The sequence below is a fragment of the Paludisphaera mucosa genome (assembly GCF_029589435.1).
GTDB classification, from domain to species: Bacteria; Planctomycetota; Planctomycetia; order Isosphaerales; family Isosphaeraceae; genus Paludisphaera; species Paludisphaera mucosa.
Window position 1 is genome coordinate 3,674,195 of sequence record NZ_JARRAG010000002.1, and the last position, 25,769, is coordinate 3,699,963.

General features: G+C 71.1%; 20 protein-coding genes and 1 riboswitch. Of the genes, 15 read left to right on the top strand and 5 right to left on the bottom strand.

Annotated features, from left to right (window positions below; translation table 11 throughout):
- Positions 1 to 65: 65 nt before the first annotated feature.
- The gene (locus tag PZE19_RS23870) at positions 66 to 1,673 is read right to left on the bottom strand and encodes a TolC family protein (protein WP_277863111.1); all 1,608 of its coding nucleotides are present in this window, start codon (positions 1,671 to 1,673) and stop codon (positions 66 to 68) included.
- Between the two features lie 189 nt (positions 1,674 to 1,862).
- Entirely contained in the window at positions 1,863 to 2,723 is an 861-nt protein-coding gene (locus PZE19_RS23875; RefSeq protein WP_277863112.1) for a DUF4465 domain-containing protein, read from the bottom strand.
- Positions 2,724 to 2,860: 137 nt separating this feature from the next.
- Positions 2,861 to 3,042, bottom strand: a riboswitch (cobalamin riboswitch).
- Positions 3,043 to 3,280: 238 nt separating this feature from the next.
- Between PZE19_RS23875 and PZE19_RS23880 the strand changes: the two genes are divergently transcribed.
- The 3 genes from PZE19_RS23880 (at position 3,281) to PZE19_RS23890 (ending at position 6,416) form a co-directional block, all read left to right on the top strand.
- On the top strand, positions 3,281 to 4,549 hold the full coding sequence (locus PZE19_RS23880; protein WP_277863113.1) for a hypothetical protein: 1,269 nt from the start codon (positions 3,281 to 3,283) through the stop codon (positions 4,547 to 4,549).
- A gap of 172 nt (positions 4,550 to 4,721) precedes the next feature.
- Positions 4,722 to 5,603: a glycosyltransferase family 2 protein gene (locus PZE19_RS23885; protein WP_277863114.1), complete on the top strand. Its 882-nt coding sequence runs from the start codon at positions 4,722 to 4,724 to the stop codon at positions 5,601 to 5,603.
- Positions 5,604 to 5,609: 6 nt separating this feature from the next.
- A complete protein-coding gene (locus tag PZE19_RS23890) occupies positions 5,610 to 6,416 on the top strand; it encodes a class I SAM-dependent methyltransferase (RefSeq protein WP_277863115.1) in 807 nt (268 codons plus the stop codon).
- 333 nt (positions 6,417 to 6,749) lie between these two features.
- Here the strand turns inward: PZE19_RS23890 and PZE19_RS23895 are convergent, their stop codons facing one another.
- Both PZE19_RS23895 and PZE19_RS23900 read right to left on the bottom strand, forming a co-directional pair.
- On the bottom strand, positions 6,750 to 7,466 hold the full coding sequence (locus PZE19_RS23895) for a zinc metallopeptidase (protein WP_277863116.1): 717 nt from the start codon (positions 7,464 to 7,466) through the stop codon (positions 6,750 to 6,752).
- 143 nt (positions 7,467 to 7,609) lie between these two features.
- Positions 7,610 to 8,503, bottom strand: coding sequence for a dienelactone hydrolase family protein (locus PZE19_RS23900; protein WP_277863117.1), 894 nt, complete (start codon positions 8,501 to 8,503; stop codon positions 7,610 to 7,612).
- Between the two features lie 529 nt (positions 8,504 to 9,032).
- Between PZE19_RS23900 and PZE19_RS23905 the strand changes: the two genes are divergently transcribed.
- The 8 genes from PZE19_RS23905 to PZE19_RS23940 all read left to right on the top strand — a co-directional run bounded on the left by PZE19_RS23905 (position 9,033) and on the right by PZE19_RS23940 (position 18,805).
- Entirely contained in the window at positions 9,033 to 10,115 is a 1,083-nt protein-coding gene (locus PZE19_RS23905; protein WP_277863118.1) for a DUF1559 domain-containing protein, read from the top strand.
- A 35-nt stretch (positions 10,116 to 10,150) separates the two neighbouring features.
- Positions 10,151 to 10,360 carry a hypothetical protein gene (locus tag PZE19_RS23910; RefSeq protein WP_277863119.1) on the top strand — a complete coding sequence of 70 codons (210 nt, stop codon included), beginning with the start codon at positions 10,151 to 10,153 and terminating at the stop codon, positions 10,358 to 10,360.
- 93 nt (positions 10,361 to 10,453) lie between these two features.
- Positions 10,454 to 11,812: a hypothetical protein gene (locus tag PZE19_RS23915; protein ID WP_277863120.1), complete on the top strand. Its 1,359-nt coding sequence runs from the start codon at positions 10,454 to 10,456 to the stop codon at positions 11,810 to 11,812.
- A gap of 291 nt (positions 11,813 to 12,103) precedes the next feature.
- Positions 12,104 to 14,983: a PVC-type heme-binding CxxCH protein gene (locus tag PZE19_RS23920; RefSeq protein ID WP_277863121.1), complete on the top strand. Its 2,880-nt coding sequence runs from the start codon at positions 12,104 to 12,106 to the stop codon at positions 14,981 to 14,983.
- A gap of 29 nt (positions 14,984 to 15,012) precedes the next feature.
- Complete coding sequence (locus PZE19_RS23925; protein WP_277863122.1) at positions 15,013 to 15,810, top strand: 3-keto-disaccharide hydrolase; 798 nt, start codon at positions 15,013 to 15,015, stop codon at positions 15,808 to 15,810.
- 128 nt (positions 15,811 to 15,938) lie between these two features.
- Positions 15,939 to 17,114, top strand: a complete 1,176-nt coding sequence (locus PZE19_RS23930) for a XylR family transcriptional regulator (protein ID WP_277863123.1) — start codon at positions 15,939 to 15,941, stop codon at positions 17,112 to 17,114.
- 130 nt (positions 17,115 to 17,244) lie between these two features.
- Positions 17,245 to 18,285, top strand: a complete 1,041-nt coding sequence (locus PZE19_RS23935) for a PP2C family protein-serine/threonine phosphatase (protein ID WP_277863124.1) — start codon at positions 17,245 to 17,247, stop codon at positions 18,283 to 18,285.
- A 25-nt stretch (positions 18,286 to 18,310) separates the two neighbouring features.
- Positions 18,311 to 18,805, top strand: coding sequence for a hypothetical protein (locus tag PZE19_RS23940; protein WP_277863125.1), 495 nt, complete (start codon positions 18,311 to 18,313; stop codon positions 18,803 to 18,805).
- 15 nt (positions 18,806 to 18,820) lie between these two features.
- Here the strand turns inward: PZE19_RS23940 and PZE19_RS23945 are convergent, their stop codons facing one another.
- Complete coding sequence (locus PZE19_RS23945) at positions 18,821 to 19,732, bottom strand: RluA family pseudouridine synthase (RefSeq protein ID WP_277863126.1); 912 nt, start codon at positions 19,730 to 19,732, stop codon at positions 18,821 to 18,823.
- Between the two features lie 211 nt (positions 19,733 to 19,943).
- On the opposite strand from PZE19_RS23945, the gene PZE19_RS23950 reads away from it, so the two are divergent.
- From PZE19_RS23950 to PZE19_RS23965, 4 genes are all read left to right on the top strand, one after another.
- The gene (locus PZE19_RS23950; RefSeq protein WP_277863127.1) at positions 19,944 to 21,362 is read left to right on the top strand and encodes a DEAD/DEAH box helicase family protein; all 1,419 of its coding nucleotides are present in this window, start codon (positions 19,944 to 19,946) and stop codon (positions 21,360 to 21,362) included.
- Between the two features lie 233 nt (positions 21,363 to 21,595).
- Positions 21,596 to 23,596 carry a SulP family inorganic anion transporter gene (locus PZE19_RS23955; RefSeq protein WP_277863128.1) on the top strand — a complete coding sequence of 667 codons (2,001 nt, stop codon included), beginning with the start codon at positions 21,596 to 21,598 and terminating at the stop codon, positions 23,594 to 23,596.
- A 200-nt stretch (positions 23,597 to 23,796) separates the two neighbouring features.
- Positions 23,797 to 25,083 carry a DUF790 family protein gene (locus PZE19_RS23960; protein WP_277863129.1) on the top strand — a complete coding sequence of 429 codons (1,287 nt, stop codon included), beginning with the start codon at positions 23,797 to 23,799 and terminating at the stop codon, positions 25,081 to 25,083.
- Positions 25,080 to 25,730, top strand: coding sequence for a bifunctional 4-hydroxy-2-oxoglutarate aldolase/2-dehydro-3-deoxy-phosphogluconate aldolase (locus PZE19_RS23965; RefSeq protein WP_277863130.1), 651 nt, complete (start codon positions 25,080 to 25,082; stop codon positions 25,728 to 25,730). The genes PZE19_RS23960 and PZE19_RS23965 overlap by 4 nt, the downstream gene beginning before the upstream one ends.
- Positions 25,731 to 25,769 lie beyond the last annotated feature (39 nt).

The following is a 25,769-nucleotide window of genomic DNA, read 5'->3' on the forward strand; positions in this document are numbered from 1 at the left end:
AGGGGCTGGCGGCGCCGGCGACCCGTACCGGGCCCGGGGCCTGGATCCGATCGGTTCGGGTCGTGTCAGGGGAGGACGCGCATCGCGACCGCCGAGTCGAGGTCGAGCGACGCGCGGCGGTGGCGGACGATGACGTCGCGATAGTCGCGGACGCGCTCGTTGAAGTCGCGCTGGGCGGCGAGGAATTCGAGGATGTTCGACTCGCCCCCCTGCCAGCGTCGGAAGGCCGCGTCGCGGACCCGTCGCGAGGCCGGGAGGATCCGCGTCTCGGCCTCGATCATGGCCAGGCGGCTGAGCTCGAACTCGTTGGCCGCGTCGACGACCTCGTCTTGCACCTGCCGCTCCATCCGGGCGAGCTCCAGGTGGGTCTGGTCGACGTTGAGGTGGGCGCGGGCGATGTTGCCCTGGTTGCGGTTGTAGAGCGGCATCGGCGCCGTCAGGCCGAAGGCCCACGACGTCGGGCTCTTCACGCCGCTCGGGCGGTTGTCCTGCAGCGTGTAGGGCTGGCAGAGGAGGTAGAAGTCCGACAGCCGCTCGCGCTGGGCCAGGCGGACGTCGGCGTGGGCCCGCTGGACGCCCAGGCGCATCGCGGCCAGGTCGGGCCGGCGCTCGAGGGCGAGGGCGACGAGCTGGTCCTCCGGCATCGGCAGCGTGCGTTCGTCGCGGAGCCGGTCCTTGATCTGGATCGAAAGGGCCTGGTCGCGGGGGACGTCCAGGAGCTGGGCCAGCGTGCGCGTCGTCCGGGTGACCGACAGGGTCGCCTCGCGGACCTGCACCCGCGACGCCTCGTGCTGGGCGCGCAGGGCGAAGACCGGGTCTTCCGAGATCTGCTTCTTCTCGAGCAGGTCCGCGTTGATGGTCAGGAGCTGGGCGATCCCCTGCTCGTACTTGCGGCTGTATTCGAGCGTGAGCTTCGCGGCGGCGACGTCGACGAACGACGTGTAGAGGTTGTCGATCTGGCGGCGGACGGCGTCCTGGAACTGGGCCTCGACGGCCCGCTTGGCGACGCGGGCGACCTCTTTCCGCATCCGGCGCTTGCCGTTGGCGTCGATCGGATGGGTGATGTTGACGTCGTACTGGGTCTGGCCGCCGGGCCGCGAGGACGAGTAGTGGCCGTAGGGGACGAGCTGGGCGTCCGCGTAGAAGATCGGGTTGGACCACAGGCCGGCCGTGAGGACGTCGGCCTCGGCCATGGGGATCTCGTACTTCATCGCCAGCAGGGTGAGGTTCCGCTGGAGCAGGATCGCGATCGCGTCGTCGATCGAATAGCCTTCCTCGCCGCCGATCGGCACGTCGGCGGCCGGCAGGTCGAGGGCCCCGTAGGTGGGCACAGACGCCTCGGGGAGCGCGCGGACCCGAAGGTCGGGTTGGCCCTGGATCTCGCCCCGGCCCGAGCGGGGCGTGGCCGAATCGAGCGGGGCGCGGGTCGCCGACGGCCCCGCCCGGCCGCCGATCACCGGCTCGTCCGCGCCGCCGATCCGGCCCGAGCCCGCGGCCCCCGGCGCGGGGCCGAGCATGCTGCGCCCCGCGGAGACCCCGGGCGGATCCGGGACGTCGAACTCGGGCGCCTGGCCGCGGGCCGAGGAGGCGGACGCCAGTCCCAGCGCCCCCAGCACCAGCGCGGATCTCCAACGGCCCGGGGCCGGCCTGCTCGCTTGGATTCCCTGATACATCCTGGACGAACTCCTGGGACGGCTCCGCCGTCGACCGCGCCACGCCGGTTCGCCCCGACCTCGGAGGCCGTGGCACGTCGTCTCGGTTCGTCTCAGGTATCGGACTTCGGAGATACCCCGGTTTAGCGACTTATCCCCAACCGCCTTCCCCTCCGGCGGTCTCCCAGGGGTCTTCTTTTACCGCAATCCTCAGACCTTGCGCCACCCGCTTCGGCCGAAGATGAGGGTTCCGGCCAGCCCCAGGCTCATCAGCGCCCATGTCGCCGGCTCGGGGACGGCGGCCGCGGGGGCGAAGGTGGTGAAGTTGTCGAACGCGGCGGTGAGCGGCGTCCGGGCCTCGCCGTCCAGCGCCCCGACGTCGGTGGTCTCGAAATCGAACCGGAGCGATCGGGCCGCCGAGCCGAGCGAGGTCAGGTCGACCGTCGTCCAGTCGTCGCGGACGTACCAGTCCCGGGAGTCCTGGCTCGTGTAGTCGGCGAGGGTCACGTCGACCGAGCCGACGACCTGGCCGGAGGCGTCGAGCCCCTCGATGGAAAGCTTGAACGAATCGCCCAGGCCGAAGGCGCGGGCCCAGCCGTCGCCCTGCGTGATCGCCATGAAGGCGTACAGGGTGTTGGCGACGTCGATCGAGTAGGCGGACTGCCCCTGGGCCAGGGTGATCGTCGCGTAGTTCGACCGGAAGACGCTCTCCGGGGAGTACGCCACGGCGTAGTTCGACGACCCGCCGGCGCCGGCCGTCGGGACGGCCAGGTACTGGTTCATGAAGTCGGCGTTCGGGCTGGTCGGCAGGGTCTGGTTCGAGATCGCCCAGCCGTCCCAGTAAGGGCCGAACGTGTCGTCGTAATGATTGTTGAAGCCGTTGCCGTTGAACGCGAACGAGCCGTCGCCGACCGAGGAGCCGCTGGCGTTGTTGGCGTAGCTCTCCGGGGCGGTCAGGCCGGGAAAGCCCTCGAAAGTGGTCGTCGTGAGGACGTCGCCGGCGCGGGCGGCGGGCGTCGCCGAAACGAGGGCGACCGCAAGGGTCAGGGCGGGGGCGATGGCGAGACGCATGGGCGGGACTCCAGGGAGGTGACGCGCGCGGGCGGTGGGCCCGCGCGGGGATGGGATGTCGTCGTTTCCGGTGAGTCGCTGGGAGCAGGTCGCCTGCGTACGCGCTCGCCCGGATGCTCGCGGCCGAAGCATCCCAAGCAAAATGGGCTCGACGGGCAGGTCTTCTGGCTCACGGCCTGGCGTCGAGCGGCCTTCCCACCTCGCGGCAGTGGCCCTGCGGCTCGCGCTTTTCGGCCGTTTACAGCGGCGGCCCCGCGCCGGAATCGCACCGGCTTCCCTATTCTTCCCGTTCTCGAAGGCCGGCCGAAGCCGACCCCGGGACTCCCGTCGAGGAGGTCGATTAGAGCATCGCGGCGTGCGAGGCGTCAAGCGGCGCGTCGGCGGCGCGGCGGAGGTCCTTCGGCCGATCGCCGATTGGACTTGAGCCGAATTTCGGTGTCTGCTAGGTTTCCGCCAGATGATCGGGCCGAGGCGTCGGGTCGGCGGCTTCGCGTCCGCGGCCCGCCGATCGCCTCGCCGTCCGGATCCCGCCCCAACCGGCAAGGAGGCCTCGTGGCATGGATCGCCGCACCGCTCTGATGCTGACGACGCTGCTGGGCGCCCTCGCGCCGTCGAGGCTCCTGGGGCAGGAGCCGAAGCGGCGCGAGCCGAAGCCGAAGCCCCGCGAAGACCCCGACTTCCGCCCCGCCGGCACCGCCGAGGCCGAGGCCCAGGCGTCGCGGCGGACCGCCCTCGACGCCGACGAGCCCCAGCCCGCGGGCTTCGTCAACGAGCCCGGCTTCCAGTGGCGAAGCTTCCCGATCACGCGCTACACGCAGGCCGCCCTGGAGCAGAAGGTCCCCCAGAAGGCGATCCTCGACTGGATCTTCCGCCGCACCGGGACCGCCGACTGGCACGGCGAGAAGACCGCCGTCCTGACCGCGAGCAAGACCGAGCTGCGGGCGTACAACAGCCCCGAGGTCCTCGACCAGGTGGACAGCGTCGTCGAGCGGTTCACCGACGCGCTCGAGGACGTGCTCTCGCTGCACATCCAGGTCGTCGCGGCCGTCGACACCCGCTGGCGGCACGCCGTCTACTGGAGGCTGGAGCCGGTCGGCAGCGGCCCCCAGGGGCAGCAGATCTGGACCCTCGCCATGGACGACGCCGCCCACGTCCTGGCGCAGATGCAGATGCAGCAGGGGTTCCGCCGTCTGGTCGATCAGAAGGTCGAGGTCGTCAACGGCCAGACCCTGACCGTCCGCACGTTCGAGCCCCGGACCTACTCCGGCGGCATCCAGCGCGAGAGCGCGGCGGGGACCGGCTTCCAGCCCAAGGCCGACAAGCTCGAGGAGTCGATCGTCCTGCGGATGAGCCCCCTGCTCACCCACGAGGGCGACGCCGCCGACGCCGCGGTCGACCTGACCGTCAACTCGGTGCAGGCGTTCCAGCGCACCAAGATCATCGCCCCCCGCGAGGTCGGCTCCAGCGAGATGTCGATCGACGTCCCCGTCGCCTACCAGACCCGGCTGGACCAGACCATCAAGAACTGGCCGCTGGGCCAGACGCTGCTGCTCAGCGGCGGCATCCACCCCGGCGTGATCGACAAGAAGGGCGGCTGGCTGGGCACCCCGCTGGGCGCCCCCAGCAGCACCGAGGTCCTCGTCTTCCTCGACATCGCCGTCGCCAGCCGCGCCAAGTCGAGCGCCCGCGGCGACGCCGCCAAGACGACCCTCGAGGGCGCCGACGCGGACGCCGAGGCCGACGCCCCCAGGCCGAAGTCCGCCAAGGCCCCCAAGGCCGGCAGCCGCGCCGTCCGCGGCCCCGACCTGGACCCCGAGGATCCCTGATCGCGGCGGCCCGGCCGGATTCCGGCTTCCTTTGTTTCCGACGTCTGGCGTATCATGACCGCCAGATCATCCTTAGCGACGATCCGCGGCGGCGGCCCGCAGGGGCCTTCGGGAGGCGAGGAGCGCCCCCGAGCCGATCGCGGCGGACTCGACCCAGGAGGCTTGCATCGCGATGTTCGACCCCTCTTCCGCCGCGCCTTCGAGGCTGGCCGACGCCGATCCGCACGAAGGCGGCGGCCCGAACTTCCCGCTCGACGAGGAACGCCGCGACTGGTTGCTGAGCAACCTCGGCGAGACCTTCTGCCGCAAGATCGGCGTCTACCGGATCCCGCCCGACTTCCTGCTCTCGGTCGTCATCCCGGTCTACAACGAGCACAAGACGATCCACGAGATCCTCCGCCGGGTCCGGGCCGTCCCCATCCGCAAGCAGATCATCCTGGTCGACGACTGCTCCCGGGACGGCACCGCCGACGTCCTCCGCGAGCTGGCCAAGGCCGACGACGACCTCGTCGTCGCCTTCCACCAGGTCAACCAGGGCAAGGGCGCGGCGCTGCGCACCGGCTTCAAGCACGCCACCGGCGACGTCGTGATCATCCAGGACGCCGACCTCGAATACGAGCCCGAGCAATATCCCGAACTGCTCCAGCCGATCATCGAGGGCAGGGCCGACGTCGTCTTCGGCTCGCGGTTCGTCGGCGAGACCCACCGCGTGCTCTACTTCTGGCACTCGGTCGGCAACAAGGTCCTGACCCTGCTGTCGAACATGTTCACGAATCTGAACCTGACCGACATGGAGGTCTGCTACAAGCTCTTCAAGCGCGAGATCATCCAGAGCATCCCCCTGAAGAGCGACCGGTTCGGCTTCGAGCCCGAGGTCACCGCCAAGGTCGCCCGCTACCGCATGAAGGACGAGAACGGCCAGGAACGCGCCTGCCGGATCTACGAGATCCCCGTGTCGTACCACGGGCGAACCTACCGCGAGGGGAAGAAGATCGGCGTCAAGGACGGCTTCCAGGCGCTCTACTGCATCGTCCGCTACGCCTTCGGCGACTGAGGCACCATGACGAACGCGACCGGTCGACTCCTCGCGGCCATCCTCTGCGCCTGGCTCGCCGCCGCTCGCGCGCAGGCCCAGCAACCCGCCCCGACGCCGCCCGGCGACGCGAAGCCGCAGGAGAAGCCGAAGGCCAAGCCCGCGCGCCGCGACCGGCCCGGCTTCTACATGGGCCGGCCGATCGCCGACGTCATGTCGTGGGAGGGCGTCGAGTGGCTCTTCCGCGAGACCCGCGTCGAGGAGGAGCAGCCCGAGGCGATGCTCGACGCCCTGGAGATCGCCCCCGGGATGACCGTCGCCGACGTCGGCGCCGGCGCGGGCTACCACAGCCTGCGGCTTGCGAAGCGCGTCGGCGAAGCGGGCGTCGTCCTGGCCACCGACGTCCAGCGCCAGATGCTCACCATGCTCCGCGACAACGCCAAGGCCGCCGGCGTCCGCAACATCCGCCCCCTGCTCTGCACCCAGCGCGACACCAAGCTCCCCGCCGGCGAGGTCGACCTGATCCTGATGGTCGACGTCTACCACGAGTGCTCAAGCCCGGAGGCCCTCCTCGACGGCATGCTCGCCGCGCTCAAGCCCGGCGGCCGGCTCGTCCTGGTGGAGTTCCGCGGCGAGGACCCCGAGGTCCCCATCAAGCCCGAGCACAAGATGACCCTCGAACAGGTCCGCCGCGAGGTCGAGCCCCGCGGCTTCACCTTCAAGACCTCCCACGAGTTCCTCCCCTGGCAGCACGTCATCGTCTTCGAGAAGCCCGCCGAACCGAAGCCCGCCGAGCCCAAACCCTCCAGCGAAGCGAAGCCGTCCGCCCCCTGACCCGATCCCTCAGGGGCCGCCGAACCCTGGCGGCGCTCCAACCCAAAAAATCGGCTCCGCTCGTCCCGGGCGACCAACAGACCCATACAACCTAAACCCTATTGCTATTGGGGTTTAAGGTCGAAAAACGGCCTCCGGGATTGGCTTCGGTCGTCGATATTTTTTTCTGCGAGCCGCCTTCCATCGCTCACCCCGGATCCTCACGGGGCGGTGCCGCGCGCACCATCCCTGTAGAGATCATGGGCCAGCCTCGGCGATTGCGAACGCCCCTTGGTCTTCAGACCGCCGGAATCTCCTCGGCGGCCGATGCCCCGGAGGGATGATCGGGAGAGGTCAGGCCGTCCGATCGTCGTCGCGGCTGCCGCGTCCCACCGCGCCGCTGCGGATGAGGAAGTACACCAACTGCGAGACGCCCGTCAGGGTGGCGGCGACGTAGGTCATTGCGGCCGCGTTCAGGACCTTACCGACGACGACGTCTTCCTCGGGCGAGATCAAGCCCGATTGCTGGAGCATGGTCCGGGCGCGTCGGCTGGCGTTGAACTCGACGGGCAGGTTCACGACCTGGAACAGCACGGCCAGCGAGAAGAGGCCGATGGCGATGTACATGAGCGCCGGCCATTGCAGCGCGACGCCGCCGATCAGCAGCATCATCGAGGCGTTCGAGCCCAGGCCCGCGAGCGGGACCATCAGGTTGCGGACCACCAGCAGGGGATAATGGGTCGCGTCCTGGATCGCGTGCCCGGCCTCGTGCGCGGCGACGCCGACGGCCGCGAGCGAGTCTTCCTGGAAGTTCCCCGACGAGAGCCGGAGGACCTTGTGCGAGGGGTCGTAGTGGTCGGTCAACTGGCCGGCGACGGGTTCGATCGTCACCCCCTGGACGCCCCCCTCCCGCATCACCATCTCCGCGGCCTGCGCGCCGGTCACCCCCGACGACGCGCGATACCGCGACCCCTCGCGGTACGCCGTCACGATGCGGGTCTGGGCCCATCCCGCCAGCGCGAGGGCCGGCATCACCAGGAGCAGGTACAGGGGATCGGCGCCGAAGAACATGGGGGCGGTTCCTGTGGTGGGGCCTGACTCGACGTCGTCTCGGGGCGGGCCGACCATCCGGCCCGCCCCGTGACTTCACGCAAATCATAGTCCAGCCACAGGCGCATTCCCACGGTCCGCCGGGTCCACGGACCGGGCGAGGCTCACGCCTTGGGCGCGACGCCGTGCTTCTGGAACCAGTCCAGCAGCCGCCGCCAGCCGTTCTCGGCCTCGGCCTTGCGATAGCTCGGCCGGTAGTCGGCGTTGAAGGCGTGGGGCGCGCCGGGGTAGACGTGGATCTCGACCTCGGTCTTGCCCGCCTTGGCGGCCTCGCGCAACTGGTCCAGGCTGGCGACCGGGATGCCGGCGTCGGCCTCGCCGTAGAGGCCCAGCACCGGGGCCTTGAGGTCGGCCGCGACGTCGATCGGGTTCTTGGGATGCAGGTCGTCCTTGTCGCCGACGACCCGGCCGTACCAGGCGACGCCCGCCTTCAGGTCGGGGTTGTGCGCGGAGTACAGCCAGACGATCCGGCCGCCCCAGCAGAAGCCGGTGATCGCCAGCTTCGAGACGTCCCCCTTCGAGCCCTTCGCCAGCGCGACGGCCGCGTCGAGGTCCGACATCACCTGGGCGTCGGGGACCTTGGAGACCACCTTGCCGATGATCTCGCGGAAGTCCTTCGTCTGCGAGACGTCGCCCTGGCGGAAGTACAGCTCGGGGGCGATCGCGTAGTAGCCGAGCTTGGCCAGGCGGCGGCAGATGTCCTTGATGTGCTCGTGGACGCCGAAGATCTCCTGGACGACCAGGACGACGGGGAACGGCCCCGCGCCGGTCGGCAGGGCGCGGTAGCCGGGGATCTTGCCGTCGGCCGTGGGGATCTCGACCACGCCGGCGTCCAGGCCCTGGGCGTCCGTCGTGATCGTCTGGGCCGAGACCGGCTGGACGGCCGCGGCGAACCCCACGGCCAAGGTCGTCGCGGCGAATCCCCGCCGCGAGACGCCCGAGCCGGCTTCCTCGACCTCGACCTCGACCTCGTCCACGCTCGCTCGATCGTCGTGCATGCGTCTCGTCCTCCGTCTCGTCTCAATCCGGGAAAGGGTGGTCGACCACCGCCATCATAACGGCGTCGGGAAGCCCTCGCGCGGAGGCGCCATGGTAATTCCGCCGCGGGCCCCGGTCCAGCGCCCCGCCCGGCGGAGCGATTCCTCCATCCGATCGGCCCGAGCTCGGACGCCGCGGCCGCGCCGGACGCGTCGGCCGATGATACGTGGACGCCTGGATTCGTCCGTCCGTCGCGTCGAGGCCGTCCCGAGGCCGAATTTCGAGGAATTCCGCCCGCGAGGGCCCCGCCGGACGCTGCCGGGCCTCGGGGCCGTCCCGGGGCGTCGGCGTGACGCGATTTCTTAGTTCGAATGCATGAAAGCTCAATTCCATTCCTGCTCGACGATTGTTTAACTTGTGCTCACCCAACCGTGTAGAGCCGACCGCGCCTCTCCCGACGCGCCCTCCCTGCCGGCGTCCACAACGCCCCGGGCGCATCGTCGCCGAACCGAACCCTTGCACCTCAACAGGTTCCCAGGAGATTCGACCATGCGCCGGAGATGCGGTTTCACCCTGATCGAGCTGCTGGTGGTCATCGCGATCATCGCGGTCCTCATCGCCCTGCTCCTGCCCGCCGTCCAGTCGGCGCGCGAGGCGGCCCGACGGGCCCAGTGCGTCAACAACCTGAAGCAGCTGGGCCTGGCGGCCCAGAACTACCTCTCGACGTACGACTGCATGCCGATGCAGTGCAACTACAACACGGCCGAGACGGTGGACCAGGGCTTCTCCTGGTCGTGGACGGTCGCCCTGCTGCCCCAGTTCGAGCAGGGGGCCCTGTACGACGCGATGAACTTCGGGCTCGGCAACTTCGGCCTCCACGCCACGACGGCCGGCTACACCCAGGTCGGCTCGCTCCTCTGCCCTTCCGAGTCGATCGGCCAGCGCCCGGGGTATCCCTGGGGGACGAGCAGCTACGTCGGCAACTTCGGCGGCCCAGGGCAGCTCTCGGCCTACAGCGGCACGATCGTGCCCCCCAAGGACCTGGCGCTCAACGGCGGGATCGGGACGAAGGGCTGGGGCGGCGGCGCGGGGATCGTCCGGATCGCCTCGATCACCGACGGCACCTCGAACACGGCCGTCTTCAGCGAACACCTGATCGGCCTGGGGTCGCAGCCCGTCCTGGTCGCGACGATGACCCCCGGCTCCAAGGACGCCAAGCGGGTGATCTTCCCGGGCGTCGACAACTCGGGCGTCGGCTCGGGGGTCGACGGCGCGACGAAGGCGGCCCAGGCCTGCATGTCGCTGCCCGCCACGACGACGGCCAATCCCACGGCCTCGTCGTACCTCGGCTTCAACTGGATGGCGGCCTACCCGACCCACGTCGCGCTCGTGAACTACATGCACGTCGCCCGCCCCAACAGCCTGCATTGCGGCAACTCGGGCGACATCTCATACGTCCAGTTCGTCGGCCCCACGGGCTCGGCCGCGGCGAACAGCAACCACTCCGGCGGCGTGAACGTCGCCCTGTCCGACGGCTCCGTCCGGTTCGTCAAGGACTCGATCAGCCTCCCCGCGTGGTGGGCGCTCGGCACGCGTTCGGGCGGCGAGGTCTTGAGCGCCGACTCCTACTGATCCAGGATGAGTCACCGACGGAGGACGACCCGACCATGAACGCCACCCTCACGAAGCGGACCGCGCGGCTCCTCGCGGCGGCCTTCGCCTCCGCCTTCTGTCTCGGCTGCTGGGCGGAGGATAAGCTGTCCGGCACGCCGGCCGACCTGCCGCCGGGGACGTTGACCCCCGCGCCCCCGCTGGAGCTTTCCCCGGCCGACCTGGCGAAGATATCCAAGGCGAAAGGGAAGAAACCCCGTCCCTGACCGACCCCGTCGCCGCGCCGGCCCCGCCGGCGCGGCGGCCGACAGCCCCCACGGCCGGCCCCGCGCCGGCCGCAGCACCACGGAGCCTCTTCCATGCATCGGAGCCTCTTCTTCTGCGGCACCCTCCTCGCGGCCGCCCTGGCGGGCCCGCCCGCGTCGGCCGGCGATTTGAAGGTCGGCGCGGCCGCCGCCAACATCGCGGCCGACGACGCGATGGTCATCGGCGGCGGCATCGGCCCCGGCAAAGCGACGGGCCAGGAGGGCGAGCTGCGGGCCACCGCCGTCGTGATCGAGGACCCCCAGGGGGCCAAGGTCGCGCTCGTCGAGCTGGACGTCCTGATGGTCGAGCGCGACGTGCTCGACGACGCCGCCCGGCGGATCGAGAAGGCGACCGGCGTCCCGTTCGACAACATTTTGATCAACGCCACCCACACCCACCACGCGCCGACGACCGTCTCGATCCACGGCTACCGCCGCGAGGAGGCGTTCACGAAGCAGGTCGGCGACAAGGCCGTCGAGGCCGCCGTCGCGGCGAACGCGCGGCTCGCCCCGGCGACGATGACCTTCCGCCTCGGCGAGGAGTCCTCGATCGGCAGGAACAGCCGGCTGCTGCTCTCCAACGGCATGATCTTCTGGACGGGCGCCATGGACGACGTCGTCCGCCCCACCGGCCCCTTCGACCCCGAGCTGCCCGTCTGGGCCTTCCGCCGGCCCGACGGCAAGCTCGAGGCCTTGATGTTCAACCACTCGACCCACACCATCGGCGCCAAAACGCCGGGCAAGCGCTCGCCCGCGTTCTACGGCCTGGCCGCCCAGGAGCTGGAGAAGGAGCTGGGGGGCACGGTCCTGTTCTTCGAGGGCGCCTCGGGCTCGACCCACAACCTCGACCTGAAGGCCGACGAGATGATCGTCCGCATCAAGAACTCGGTCCTCGCCGCCCTGGCGAAGGCCGAGCCGACCCCCGTCGGCAGCGTGAAGGGTATCCGCAAGGAGATCGTGGTGAAGGTCCGCGACTTCGACGACTCGAAGGACGACGCGACCGTCTCGGCGTACGAGGCCCACAAGCTCAAGGACCACCCCAAGATCGCCCAGTTCGTCGTCGACGTCTTCCGCGACATGCGCAAGGAGCTGGCCCCGCGCAAGGGCGAGGACCGCAAGACCTGGATCCAGGCGATCCGCATCGGCGACGTCGCCGTCGTGGGAGTGCCGGCCGAGTTCTTCACCGTGCTGGGCCAGGACATCAAGCGCCGGAGCCCGTTCCGCCACACATACGTGTTCGAGCTCGCCAACGACTACATCGGCTACGTCCCCGACCGCAAGGGGTTCGAGCTGGGCGGCTACCAGACCTGGACCGGTCTGCACAGCTACACGTCGCCCGGCGTCGGCGAGATGATCGTCGACGAGGCCGTCGGCCTGCTGAAGACCCTCCACGACGAGAAGCCGACGCCCTGAATCGGAACTCGGGGCTCCCTCTGAAGCACCCTTCTCCCGGCGGGAGAAGGTGCCGCGCAGCGGCGGATGAGGGTCGAGGGAGTTCGGACGGCGTGACGGACCACGAAGGTTTCCTCGAAGCGCCGCGACCCTCATCCGGCCCTGCGGGCCACCTTCTCCCGCCGGGAGAAGGAGTGGCTGCGACGATCTTCGTGCTCGTCCTCCCCCTCATCCGGCCCTGACGGGCCACCTTCCCCCGCGCGGGGGGAAGGCCATGACGGTACGGCTCTCGGCCGCGAAGGGAACCACTCCATGGCGAGGCTCTTGTACTCTCCGCGAAGCCCGATCTTCGGCCTGGTCGCTGCGACGCTCCTCTCGACGGCCGCCTCGGGCCAGGGGCCGCTGCCGCCGGAGCGGGCGAAGGCGACGCTCCGGCTGATCGACCCGGAGCTGACGATCGACCTGGTGGCGTCCGAGCCCGACATCCACAGCCCGGTGGCCGCGGCCTGGGACGAGGACGGCCGGCTGTACGTCGCCGAGATGCTCGACTATCCCTCCGGGCCGGGCTCGGGGAAGGTCCGGCTGCTGGAGGACCGCGACGGCGACGGCCGGTACGACCGCGTGACGGCGTTCGCCGAGGGGCTGAACTTCCCCAACGGCGTCCTCCCCTGGAACGGCGGCGTGCTGGTCACCTCGGCGCCCGACATCCTCTTCCTCAAGGACGACGACGGCGACGGCGTGGCCGACGCGAAGAAGGTCGTCCTGACCGGCTTCGCCGAGGGGAACACCCAGCTCCGCGTCAACGGCCTGAGCTGGGGCGCCGACAACTGGGTCTACGGCGCGAACGGCCGCAGCGACGGCGTCGTGCGCAAGCCCGGCGACCCCGACGACAAGGCCGTCCCGCTCCGGCTCCACGACTTCCGGTTCCGCCCCGACACGGGCGAGGTCCAGGTCGTCTCGGGCTTCAGCCAGTTCGGCCTGCCGCGCGACGACTGGGGGCGGCGGTTCCCCTCGTGGAACACCATGCCCATCCGCCACGTCGTGCTGGAGGAGCGGACGCTCGCGCGCAACCCCTACCTGGCCGAGTCGGCCACGGTCGCGCCGATCCTCGACCCCGCCGATGGCGGCCGCGTCTTCCCCATCAGCCCGCCGCCGACGACGTTCAACCGCGAGTCGACGACCTACTTCAACGCGAGCTGCGGCCCGACGATCTACCGCGGCGACCTGCTGGGCGACGCCTATCGCGGCGACGCCTTCTTCTGCGAATCGCTCACGAACCTCGTCCAGCGCCGGGTGCTGGAGCATCGCGGGCCGACGTTCCTCGCCCGCCGCGCCGAGCCCGACCGCGAGTTCCTCGCCTCGACCGACCCGTGCTTCCGCGCCGTGAACCTGGCGACCGGGCCGGACGGGGCGCTCTACGTCGTCGACTTCTACCGCGAGATGGTCGAGCACCCCGCGTTCGTCCCGGCCGCCCTCCGCGAGTCGATCGAGTTCCGCCGCTGGAACAATCGCGGCCGGATCTGGCGGATCGCCAAGAAGGGGACCACGCCGCCCGCGCCGCCCCGCCTGGCGAAGGCCCCAACCGAGGAGCTGGTCGCCCTGCTGGAGCACCCCAACGGCTGGCGGCGCGACGTCGCCCAGCGCCTGCTCGTCACGCGCGCGGACCGTGCGGCCGTGCCGGGTCTGGAGGCCCTCGCGAAGTCGAGTGCGACGCCCGTCGGCCGGATCCAGGCCGCCTGGACGCTCGACGGCCTCGGGTCGCTCGACGATCGGATCGTCGCCGGCCTCCTCGCCGACGCCTCGGCCGACGTCCGCGAGGCCGCCGCGAAGCTCGCCGCCGGCCGTCCCGGTTTGCTCGCTGCGCTCGCGACCCTGGCCGACGACCCCGAGGCCCGCGTCCGCTTCCAGGCGGCGATCGTCCTGGGCGATTCCGACGCCCCCGCCGCCGTGAGCGCCCTGGCGAAGATCGCCGCCCGCGACGCCGACGACGAGTGGGCCCGCCTGGCCGTTTTGAGCGGCCTGCGCGACACGGCCCCGCTGTTCCTCTCGGCCATCCTCGACGCCCATCCCGGCTGGCTCGCGGAGCCGACGGCGGGCCAGGCGTATCTCCTGAGCGCGACGGCCGCGATCCTCGGCGCGCGGGCGAAGCCCGAGGAGTTGCAGGCGTTCGCGACGCGGCTCGCGGCCGCCCCGGACGAGGCCGGCATCGCGGGGCGGGTCGCGCTCCTGCTCGGGCTCTCCGACGGACTGGCCCGCGCGGGGCGTCCGCCGCGCGAGCTGACGGCCGGCGACCGCTTCAAGGGGGTCGGCGTGCTCCTCGACCGCGCGGCGGCCGTCGTGGGGTCGGCCGACGTCGAGCCGGGGGATCGGGCCCGCGCCCTGACGCTCCTGGCGCGGTTCCGGCCCGACGACGCGGCCGAGCGGATCGCCGCGTTGCTGGCGGCCGACCAGCCCGACGCGGTCCGCGCCTCCGCCGCGGAGGCCGTCGCGGAGGTCGGCTCGCCGGAGCTGGCGGATCGGATCTTCGCGGCCTGGGAGTCGATCCCGACCGGCTCGCGGGCGGCCGTGCTGGCGGCGATGCTGCGGTCGGCCCCGCTGGCGGGACGCCTCCTCGCCGCGCTCGAGGACGACTCCGTCGCCCTGGCCGAGCTGACCCCGGCGGGCCGCGAGGCGCTCCGATCTTCCGCCGACCCCGAGGTCGCCCGCCGCGCCGCGGCGCTGCTGGAGTCGCGCACGCCCCGCGATCGCGCCAGCGTCGTCGCCCGATTCCAGCCCGCCCTCGCGCTCGCCGGCGACGCCGGCCGCGGCCGCGAGCTGTTCGTCAAGAACTGCCGGACCTGCCACCAGCACCGGGGCGACGGCTACAAGGTCGGCCCGGACCTCTCGGGCGTGGCCGGCCGGCCGCCGTCGGCGCTGCTGAAGGACGTCCTCGACCCGAACGCGGACGTCTCCCCGGACTTCGTCGCCTTCGTCATACTGACCAGACGCGGCCAGACCCTCACGGGCCTCCTCGCCGAGGAGACCGCCGCCAGCCTGAAGCTCCGCGGCGCCGAGGGCGTCGAGCAGGCGGTCCTCCGCTCCGAGGTCGAGGCCGTCCGCCGCACCGGGCGCTCCCTGATGCCCGAGGGCTTCGAGGACGCGCTCGGCGAGCAAGGCGTGGCCGACCTGATCGCGTTCCTCAGGCAGCCCTGACCGACGACCCCCCTGAAAGGTGGTGACCGATGCTCCTCTCCCTCCCCTCCCTGGTCCTCGCGTCGAGCCTGGCGCTCGCGGCGCCCCCCGACTCGTCGGAGGGCTGGACGCCCCTGTTCAACGGCAAGGACCTCACCGGCTGGTACACGTTCCTCCAGCAGCACGGCCGCGACGCCGACCCCGACAAGATCATCACGATCGAGGACGGGACGATCCACCTCTACAAGGGCGTCCCGGACAAGACCAAGGTGCTGATGGGCTACATCGGGACCGAGAAGGAATACGGCGACTACCACCTGCGGCTCCAGTACCGCTGGGGTACGACTAAGTTCGAGCCCCGCTATGCGCTCAAGAAAGACGCCGGGCTGTACTACCACATCACCGGCCCCGACGCCGTCTGGCCGCGGTCGCTGCAGTACCAGATCGAGGAGACGAACGTCGGCGACCTGATCGCGCTCTTCGGCATGCAGCTCGACACCACGATCGACCCCCGGACCCGCGACGCCAAGTCGCCCGACTACCCGACGTTCCTGCCGGCCGACAAGGGGGGCGAGCCGCGCGTCCTGGGGCTGAAGGGGATCGACTACCAGCACCGGCTCGCCGAGGTCGCCGAGCGCGACGGCTGGAACGACGTCGAGATCATCGCCAAGGGGGCCGAGGTCACGCACCTGCTCAACGGCCGGGTCGTCAACCGCGGCGTCGCCGTCCGCTTCGACGACCCCGCCAAGCCGGGCTCGCCCGTCCCCCTGACCAAGGGCCGGATCGCTCTGGAGATCGAGGCCGCCGAGCTGTGGTTCCGCAACGTCGAGATCCGGCCGGCGCCGTGAAATGCGTCGGCGTCGATTCCGCCGTCCCCCTCTCCGGAGCCGTACGACCCGATGGGCCCCCCGCCATGCCTCGAAGACGGCGACGAAGGACGGGACCTCCCCACGTCGCGTTGATCATCGAGACCTCGATGGCCTACGGCCGCGAGATCCTCCACGGCACGGTCCAGTACGTCCGCGAGAACGGGCCGTGGACCGTCTTCTTCGAGCCCCGCTCGATGCAGGACCCCGCGCCCCCCTGGCTGAAGGACTGGGACGGCGACGGCATCATCACCACGCTCTACCCCCAGTTCTCCGAGCTGATCCGCCAGACCGGCATCCCCACGATCGACCTGGACGACCAGGAGCCGCGATCGGGGCTGCCGACCGTCCAGAGCGATCAGCTCGCCATCGGGGCGACGGCCGCCGCGCACCTCATGGAGCGGGGCTTCACCCGCTTCGGCTACTTCGGCTACCCGCAGTTCGAGTGGTCCCGCCTGCGCCTGGAGTCGTTCCGCCGGGCCGTCGAGGCCGCCGGCTTCGTCTGCGAGGACTACGAGCCCGCGCACGCCGTGTCGTGGGGCCACCAGATGCCGGCGTGGGAGGCCGAGATCGAGCGCGTCGCGCGCTGGATCGACGGCCTGCCCAAGCCCCTGGGCCTGATGGCCTGCAACGACTTCCGGGGGGTCCAGGCGCTCGACGCCTGCCGCCGGGCCGACGTCGCCGTCCCCGAGGAGGTCGCCGTGATCGGCGTCGACGACGAGATCCTGGCCTGCGAGCTGGCCCAGCCTTCGCTCTCCAGCGTGATCCCCGACTGCCGGCGGATCGGCTACGAGGCCGCGCGGCTGCTCGACGGGGTCCTCGCCGGCGCGCCGCCGCCGGCCGCGACGCTGCACGTCCCGCCCCTCGGCATCGCCGTGCGGCAGTCGAGCGACGTGACCGCGATCGCCGACCCGATCGTCGCCGACGCCATGCGGTTCATCCGCGAGCACGCCTGCCGGGGGATCCGGATCGAGGACGTGGTCGGCCGCGCGGGGGTCTCGCGGAGCACGCTGCACCGCCGCTTCCGGGCCTCGACGGGCGGGACGATCCACGACGCCATCGCCGGGATGCGGCTCGACCGCGTCAAGCGGCTGCTCGTCGAGACGGACCTGTCGCTCCACGCCGTCGCCGAGCGCGTCGGCGTCGCCCACGTCGAGTACCTGATCGCCGCGTTCCGCAAGTCCACCGGCGCGACCCCGGGCGCCTTCCGCCGGGCCCACCGCGACGGGGCCTCGCGCGCCACCCGGGCGCGTCCCCAGGCCGGGGGCCGCGGCCCGGCCGACTGATCGGCCCGAATCGCCCCGGTCCCGACGATTTTCGATGCGGTCCGCGAATTGCTCACTTATGCTGGGGAGACCACATTCAGCGACCAGGGCGCCCGATCCCGGATGCGGGCGCGCGCAGGGGAGCGTCATCATGACGGCGATGCCCGTGAAGATCGAGACCTCGCAGTTCGAGTTCCTGGTCAGCCCCCTCAGCTCCTCGACGCGGCCCGCGCCCCGCGAGCCGGCCACCACCTCCGTGCAGGTCGACCTCGCGGCGACGTCGCACCCGGGCAAGGTCCGCAGCCGGAACGAGGACCACTTCATGGTCGCGAAGGTCTCGCGGCACATGGAGATCCTGATGGACAACCTCCCCGCCGGGCAGCTCCCCCAGGAGCTGGCCGAGGACGGCTACTCGATGGTCGTCGCCGACGGCATGGGCGGGATGAACGCCGGCGACGTCGCCAGCATGCTGGCCATCAGCACGGGGGTCCGCCTCGCCGACAAGTCGGTCAAGTGGGGCTTCAAGATCAACGAGAAGGAAGCCCGCGACCTGCTCAATCGGATGAGCATGTATTTCCAGGAGATCGACCGCCGCCTGACGCTGAAGAGCGAGGGCGACCGCCGGCTGTTCGGGATGGGGACCACCCTGACGCTCGCCTACAGCGTCGGCGCGCACCTGTTCCTGATCCACGTCGGCGACTCGCGCGCCTACCTGTTCCGCGGCGGCGAGATCGCCCAGCTCACCCGCGACCACACGGTCGCCCAGGCGCTCGCCGACGCCGGCCAGATCAAGCCCGAGGACGTCCGCACCCACGCCCGGCGCAACACGCTCACCAACTACCTCGGCGGCCACCGCGGCAAGATCCAGGCCGACGTCCGCTGGCTCCGGCTGGAGCACGGCGACCGCGTCGTGCTGTGCAGCGACGGCCTCTCCGACATGATCGACGACGCCGCCATCGCCGAGGTCCTCCGCCGCGGCGAGTGCTCCCAGCGGACCACCGAGATCCTGCTCGAGAAGGCCCTCGAGGCCGGCGGCAAGGACAACGTCACCATCATCGTCGCCGGCTACAGCATCCCCACCGACTCCCTCTCGCACGCCCTCGAAGGCCACAAGGAAGTCGCCAAGGCGCAGGACACGAGGCTCATCGACACGGACGAATTCCACCCGTCTCGAGACTCGGGCCGGAATTAGGCGAGGTCGATCGGGAGGGCGAGTCTTGCGTCGCAACCTGTTGAACCTCGCGGCCGTCGCCGCCTGCGCGGCCGCCTTGTTCTTCGTCGGCCGATTCTTGGCGAGGCGGGAGAGCTTCCGGGCCCTCTCCGCGCACCACGCCGAGAACATCCGCCTGGAGCTTGAGCGGGAACGGCGGCTTCGCGACGCGATCGAGGCCGCCCTCGCGTCCGCCCCGGACGATCGCGACGCGTCGAAGGCGGCGACCGACCGGCTCTTCGAAACGATGCGATCGACCGTCGCCGAGAAGAGCCGCGAGGTGGATCGCTGGCGCGACGCGCCCGAGTCGCCGGAGCGGCGGGCCGTGGCCGTCAAGTGGGCCCGGACCGCGGCGGCCGAGGCGGCCTACATGGCCGAGCTGGATCGGCGTTGGCTCCTCGATTGCGCCTGGGGCCTGCTCCCCCATCACGTGACGCTGGGCGAGGTCCCGACCTTCGTCATGCCCCGCGGGTGGACCGAGGCGGACCGCAAGCCCAACTGAGGACGCGGGGGCTCCTCAGCCGTGCTCGCCGATCTTCGTCACGCCGTAGTCGTGCTTCAGCTCGTCGACCAGGCCGTTGAAGTCGGCGGGGAGCGGGGCGTCGACCCGGATCGGGTTGCCCGACAGGGGGTGGTTGAAGCCCAGGGCGGCGGCGTGGAGGGCCTGGCGGGTGAAGCGGATCGGGAACTTGGGGCGGCCCCGACGGCCGTAGACCTGGTCGCCGACGACCGTGTGGTCGAGCGCCGCGAGGTGGATGCGGATCTGGTGCGTCCGGCCCGTCTCCAGGCGGAGGGAGACGAGGCTGGCGGCGGTGCCGTAGCTCTCGACGACGCGGAAGTGGGTCGTCGCCGGCACGCCCCGCTCGGGGTCGCGCGAGACGCCCCGGCGGTTGTCGCCGGCGTCTTCCACCAGCGGCAGGTTGATGCTCCCCACGTCGGTCAGGAAGACCCCCTCGACCACCGCCAGGTAGTCGCGCTCGATGGTGTGGGTCCGGAAGAGTTCCTGGAACGGACGCAGGGCCCGCGGCGAGGTCACGAGCAGGATCACGCCCGACGTCTGCTGGTCGATCCGATGGACGATGCCGACGTACGGCTTTTTGACGCCCCGCTTGTGGAGCTGATACCGCCCGGCGCGTTCGAGGAGGGTGTCGCGCTCGCGGAGGAACGTGGGCTGGACGAGCAGGCCGGCGGGCTTGTTGACGATCAGGACGTCGCGATCCTCGTACATGACGTCGAGGCGGCGGTCGGCCATGTCGGCGCGCGGCCGGTTCGGGCTGAAGGCCACCGCCTCGTCGGGCCCGACCTCGTCGGCCGGGTCGAGGCGACGCTCGCCGCCGACGTCGACCTGGCCGCGCTCGACCGCCTCGCGCGCGGCGCGGCGGGAGAGCTGGAATCGCTCGGCGACGAGCTTGTCGAGCCGTACCTTCATCAGCGGGAGGCCTTCGTACTGCGGGAAGGAAGAGGGGTCGCGATCGCCCCGTCCAGTATAGCCGCGGGGGCGGGCCGGGCGATACGCGCGACGGCCGAGGGCGGGCTCGTCGGCCGGCCGGGAGTCGGGTAGACTGGATAAAACGCCAGCAGTGCGGCGCGGGCGGACGGCCGCCGCGGCGGCGAGCGGCGGGGCGCGGAGCGGCCGGTTCATGAGCGCGGGCGAGACGATCTCGGTCGAGGGCGAATCGCGCCCCCTGCGCCTGGTCTTCGACCGCGGGACGGTCCTCGTCGAGGGCCTGTCCGAGGGCGACGAGGCCGCCCTGCCGGGCGTCCGCTACGACCCCCGCACCAGGACCTTCCGGGCCGAGGCCATCTGGTACCGCCCGCTCGTCGAGCACCTCCGCAGTCGGAAGATCGCCTACGCCGACGAGGCCCGGGGCTACGGCCCGACCCAGACGCCCTGGCGGATCCAGGTCGCCAAGGAGGCCTTCCCGCACCAGGTCGAGGGCCTCGACGCCTGGTGGAAGGCCGGCGGCCGCGGGGTCGTGGTGCTCCCCACGGGCACCGGCAAGACCCACCTGGCCAACATGGCCATCGAGAAGGCCGGCCGGCCCACCCTGATCGTCACGCCCACGATCGACCTGATGAACCAGTGGTACGACGAGCTGACGATGAGCTTCGGCGTCGAGATCGGCCTGCTCGGCGGCGGCTACAACGACGTCCGGCCGATCACCGTCACGACCTACGACTCGGCCTACATCAACATGGAACGCCTCGGCGACCGGTTCGGCCTGCTCGTCTTCGACGAGTGCCACCACCTGCCCGGGGCGACCTACGGGATCTCGGCCGTCTCCGCCATCGCCCCGTTCCGCCTCGGCCTGACGGCCACCCCCGAGAGGGCCGACAACGCGCACACGCACCTCGACCAGCTCATCGGCCCGATCGTCTACCGCCGCGAGATCACCCAGCTCCGGGGCGAGTTCCTGGCCGAGTACCAGACGATCCCCCTGTTCGTCTCGCTCAGCGAGGAGGAGCGGCAGCGGTACGAGAACGCCCGCGAGTGCTATCGCGCGTTCGTCAGCGGCTCGGGCATCGACATGCGTCGGCCAGACGGCTGGAGCCGGTTCCTGTTCCTCGCCTTCCGCTCGCCCGAGGGCCGCGAGGCCTTCCGCGCCTACCGCGACCAGCGCGAGCTGGCGCTGGCCGCCCCCGCCAAGCTCAAGCTCCTCGACAGGCTGCTCGACCGCCACAACCAGGACCGCGTGCTGATCTTCACCCACGACAACGCGACGGTCTACACGATCGCCCGGCGGTTCCTCGTGCCGGTCATCACCCACCAGACCAAGACCAAGGAGCGACGGGAGATCCTGCTGCGGTTCAACTCGGGGGCCTACCCGATCGTGGCGACGTCGAAGGTGCTCAACGAGGGCGTGAACGTCCCCGAGGCCAACATCGCGATCATCCTCAGCGGCTCCGGCTCGGTCCGCGAGCACGTCCAGCGCCTGGGCCGCATCCTCCGCAAGTCGGGCGACAAGCAGGCCGTGCTCTATGAGGTCGTCACCCGCGGCACCGTCGAGGAATACACGTCCAACCGCCGCCGGCAGCACAGCGCCTACGACGGCGATTGATCGCGACGCGGGCCCGCGAGTCTTCTATGTATGCGCCGCCGGAACGCATCGTGATCCGTCGACGCCCTTGACAGCGGCGGCGGGAAGGCGTCTGCTGGACGGAGCCGCCGCGACGATGCGGTCTCGCGCCATTTCGCTCCAACATCCGACCGGCGGCCACGTGCGCGCCGAATCTGCGGCGAAGCCGACGCGCACGCGACCGGGGGGTCTTGCGCCGCGAAGGAAGTGCGATGATGCACGAGACCGAAGGGCAGGAGGCGGCTGAAGGCCGTCCCGCGGATCAGGCCGCGCCCCCGGAGAAACCGGCCAACGGAGTGGCGGGGCTCAAGTATTGGCGACAGGACGTCGTGGCCGGCCTGCTGGTGTCGTTGATCTCGCTGCCGCTGTCGCAGGGGATCGCGGTGGCGTCGGGGGCCCCGCCGATCGCGGGGCTCATCTCGGCGATCATCGCCGGGCTGCTGCTCCCCTTCCTGGGAGGGTCGTTCGTGACCATCAGCGGTCCGGCGGCCGGGCTGGCCCCCGTGCTGCTGGCCGCGATGCTGAGCCTGGGCAAGGGCGACCTGGCGACGGGCTACCCGCTGCTCCTGGCCCTCATCTCGATCGTCGGCGTGATCCAGATCGTGCTCAGCCTGCTGAAGGCGGCGCGGTTCAGTGCCATCTTCCCGGCGGCGGTGGTCGAGGGGATGCTGGCGTCGATCGGCCTGATGATCATCGCCAAGCAACTCCCGAACTTCCTGGGCGCGCCGTACCACGCGCACGAGTTCTTCGAGTACCTCGCCGAGACCCCGGCCGCCTTGCGGCACATGCAGCCCCAGGTCTTCGGGCTGGGCCTGACGTGCCTGGCGCTCCTGTTCGCGCTCGGGTCGCGGTGGTCCGGCCCGCTGAAGAAGGTGCCGCCCCAGCTCACGGTCGTCGTCGTCGGGATCTTGCTCGGCCGCCTGCTGGGCCTCGGCGGCTCCTCGCTGATCCACCTGCCCGACCAGATCCTGGGGCACGGGCTCGTCCTGCCCGACTTCGCGGGCCTGTTCGGCGACTCGACGCTCTGGGGCTACGCCCTGGCCGGCGTGCTGACGCTGACGATGGTCGACGGCGTCGAATCGCTGGCGACCGCCCAGGCGATCGACAAGATCGACCCCTTCCGGCGGAAGTCGAGCCCGAACCGCGTGCTGTTCTCGATGGGCGTGCTGAACATCGCCTCCAGCATGGCCGGCGGCCTGACGATCATCCCCGGCGGCGTGAAGAGCAAGGCCTGCATCGTGGGCGGCGGGCGGACCCTCTGGGCCAACTTCTACAACGCCTGCTTCCTGCTGATCTTCCTGTTCGCGGGGCGGCCGGTGATCGGCATGATCCCCCTGGCCGCGCTGGCGGCGATCCTGATCCACACCGGCTACAAGATGAGCGAGCCGGCCATCTGGCGGCACATCGGGCTCATCGGCCGCGAGCAGCTCGGCCTGTTCACGATCACGGTGATCGCCACCCTCATGACCGACCTCCTGATCGGGATCGGCGTGGGGATCGTCGCCAAGCTGGCGCTGAACCTGGCGATCGCCTCGCGGGGCGAGGGGCCCGTCGAGGCGATCGCTCGGGCGCCCGAACACCTGGCGGCCCTGTTCCGCAGCCCGGTCTCCGGGGCGGGCGTCGAGGGGAACTCGTACCACGTCCGGTTCGACGGGCCGCTCGTCTGCTTCAATTCGCTGCGCGTCAACAGCACGCTGGCCGCGATCCCCCGCGATGCCGACCGCCTCTACCTCCACTTCCAGGACGGGGTGTCGATCATCGACCACACGACCTGCGAGAACCTGATCCACTTCGCCGAGGAGTTCGAGCAGTCGGGGCGGGGCGAGGCCGAGTTCGTCGGCATGGACCTGCTCGGCCGGCTGTCCGACCACGAGTCGTGCACCCGGATCCGTCAGATCAACCTGCCCGGCGCGGTGGCCCCCCGCCCGCGGCGAGCCGTCCCCGTCGACTTCGGAAACGACCTGGCGCTCCTGCCCGCCTCGACGGCCCTCCAGGACATGGCGATCGACGAGGCGATCCGCGACGCCTTCGCCGACGTGCCGGTCCACGCCGACCACCCCCGCGGCGTCCTCGTCCGCCTGGGGATGGTGCCGGTCGATCGCTACACCAAGCACCCCGAGGGGGACCTCGCCGCCCTCGCCCTGCAACAGCCGGCCGACCAGAGGGTCGAATACGGCTCCAAGGCCAGCGACGAGCGGGCCCGGCCGATCATGTAGCTCGGATGGGTCGACTCCCGCCGCGCGCGGTCGCTCATCGGGTAGAATGTCTCCCGATGAGCCTCCGTGCGCGGAGTGGGTCGAGGCTCGACCCGCGGCGCTCGCGCGGCCGGACGAAGCGAGAACGAAGTGCACGACCGAAGGCATAACCCCCGGGAACGATCCCTCTCGCCGCAAGTCCCGTCCGGGAGCCCCGCCCGATGCTGACCGGCGACCTGATGCGGGTGAGGTTCAGCAAGGAGCGGGTGCTGCCGCTCTACCTGAACCGCGAGGGCGCGCAGTGGCTCGAAGCGGCCGAGAGCCTGCTGGCGATCTTCCGCGAGGGGGTCGGGATGACCCGGGGGGAGATCGAGGGCGAGATCGACGAGATGTTCGGCGGCGGCGGCAAGGCGACGCTCGTGCATCGCGGGCTCGCCAAGGTGCTCGAGGACGGGGCCGAGTTCGAAGTCGTCGCCGACGTCCCGCCCGACGTCATCCGCGAGAAGGTCTTCACCGCCGCGGCCGAGCACCGCAAGGCCCTGGCGATCGCCCACCCGACCGACGGCAACCCCCTGCCCGAGCCCGGCCGCGGGCCGCGCCCGGCCTTCCGCCGCGACGTCGTGCTCGAAGGCGTGGCGAAGGAGCTGGAGGTCGACCCCAAGATCCTGATCGACGGCCTCTTCGCCGACCTCCGCGACGAGAACCGGATGCTCTCGTTCCAGGACATGACGGCCCAGCGGCTGCTCGACCGCTACAACGTCGCGCTCGCCCAGACGGTCCTCTTGCGCTCGGTCCGCGTCCAGGTCGAGGTCCGCAACGAGACCCCCGCGCGGTATCGCCAGCTCTTCCGCCAGCTCAAGTTCCACCGGCTCTTGTACCGCGTGAGCGGGACGATGAAGGAGGGCTACGTCTTCCACGTCGACGGCCCGCTGAGCCTCTTCAGCGCGACGACGCGGTACGGGCTCCAGATGGCGCTCTTCCTGCCCGCCCTGCTCCGCTGCCGCGACTTCCGGCTCGACGCCGAGCTGCGCTGGGGGCCGAAGCGCGAGCCCCGCAGCTTCCACGTCGACGCCGGCCTGGGGCTCGTGCCGCATACGGCCGACACGGGCGTGTACGTCCCGCCCGAGATCCCCGCCTTCGCCGAGCGGTTCCGCCAGGTCGTCCCCGCGTGGGAGCTGACCGAGACGACCGAGATCGTCGAGCTGGGCCGAGAGGGCGTGTGGGTGCCGGACTTCCGCGCGGTGCACAAGAAGACCGGCGTCGACGTGTTCGTCGAGGTCGTCGGCTTCTGGAAGAAGGCCACGCTCGACCGCCTGCTCGACCAGCTCCCGCGGCTGGGGCCGCCGCGGTTCGTGATGGTCGTCTCCGAGAAGCTCAAGGTCGACGAGGAGGCCCTCGAGAAGCTCCCCGGCCCGATCCTCTGGTTCAAGGAGATCCCCAGCGCCCCCGAGCTGGCGGGGCTGCTGGATCGGTTCCTCCCCGAGAAACAGGAAAGCATGCTGAAATGAGTCGCGAAACCACCCTCAGGCGCATCCTCGACGGCGGGATCGTGGCCGTCGTCCGGGCCGAGTCGGGCGAGGCGCTCGTGAAGGTCGTCGAGGCCCTGGCCGACGGCGGCGTCACGGCGGCCGAGATCACCTTCACCGTCCCCGACGCCCTCGACGTCATCCGCGACGCCCGCCGCGCCCTGGGCGACGCCCTCGTCCTGGGCGCCGGGACCGTGCTCGACCCCGAGACCGCCCGCGCGGCGATCCTGGCCGGGGCCGAGTACGTCGTCAGCCCGGTCGTGAGCCTGGACGTGATCCGGCTCTGCCGCCGCTACGACAAGGCCGTCATGCCCGGCGCCTTCACGCCCACCGAGATCCTCTCGGCCTGGGAGGCCGGGGCCGACGTGGTCAAGGTCTTCCCCGCCGACGTCGGCGGCCCGCCCTACCTGAAGGCCGTCCGCGGCCCCCTTCCCCAGATCAGGCTCATGCCCACCGGCGGCGTCGACCTGACGACCGCCGCCGCCTTCCTGAAGGCCGGCGCCTGCTGCCTGGGCGTCGGCGGCACCCTCGTCGAGCCCAGGGCCGTCGCCGCCGGCGACTTCGCCCGCATCCGCGAACTCGCCGCGAAATTCGCCGCGATCGTCCGCGAGTTCCGCTCGACCTCCTGAGCCCCATGGCGGCCGCCGTCCGCCTGCCCGGCGCGGCCG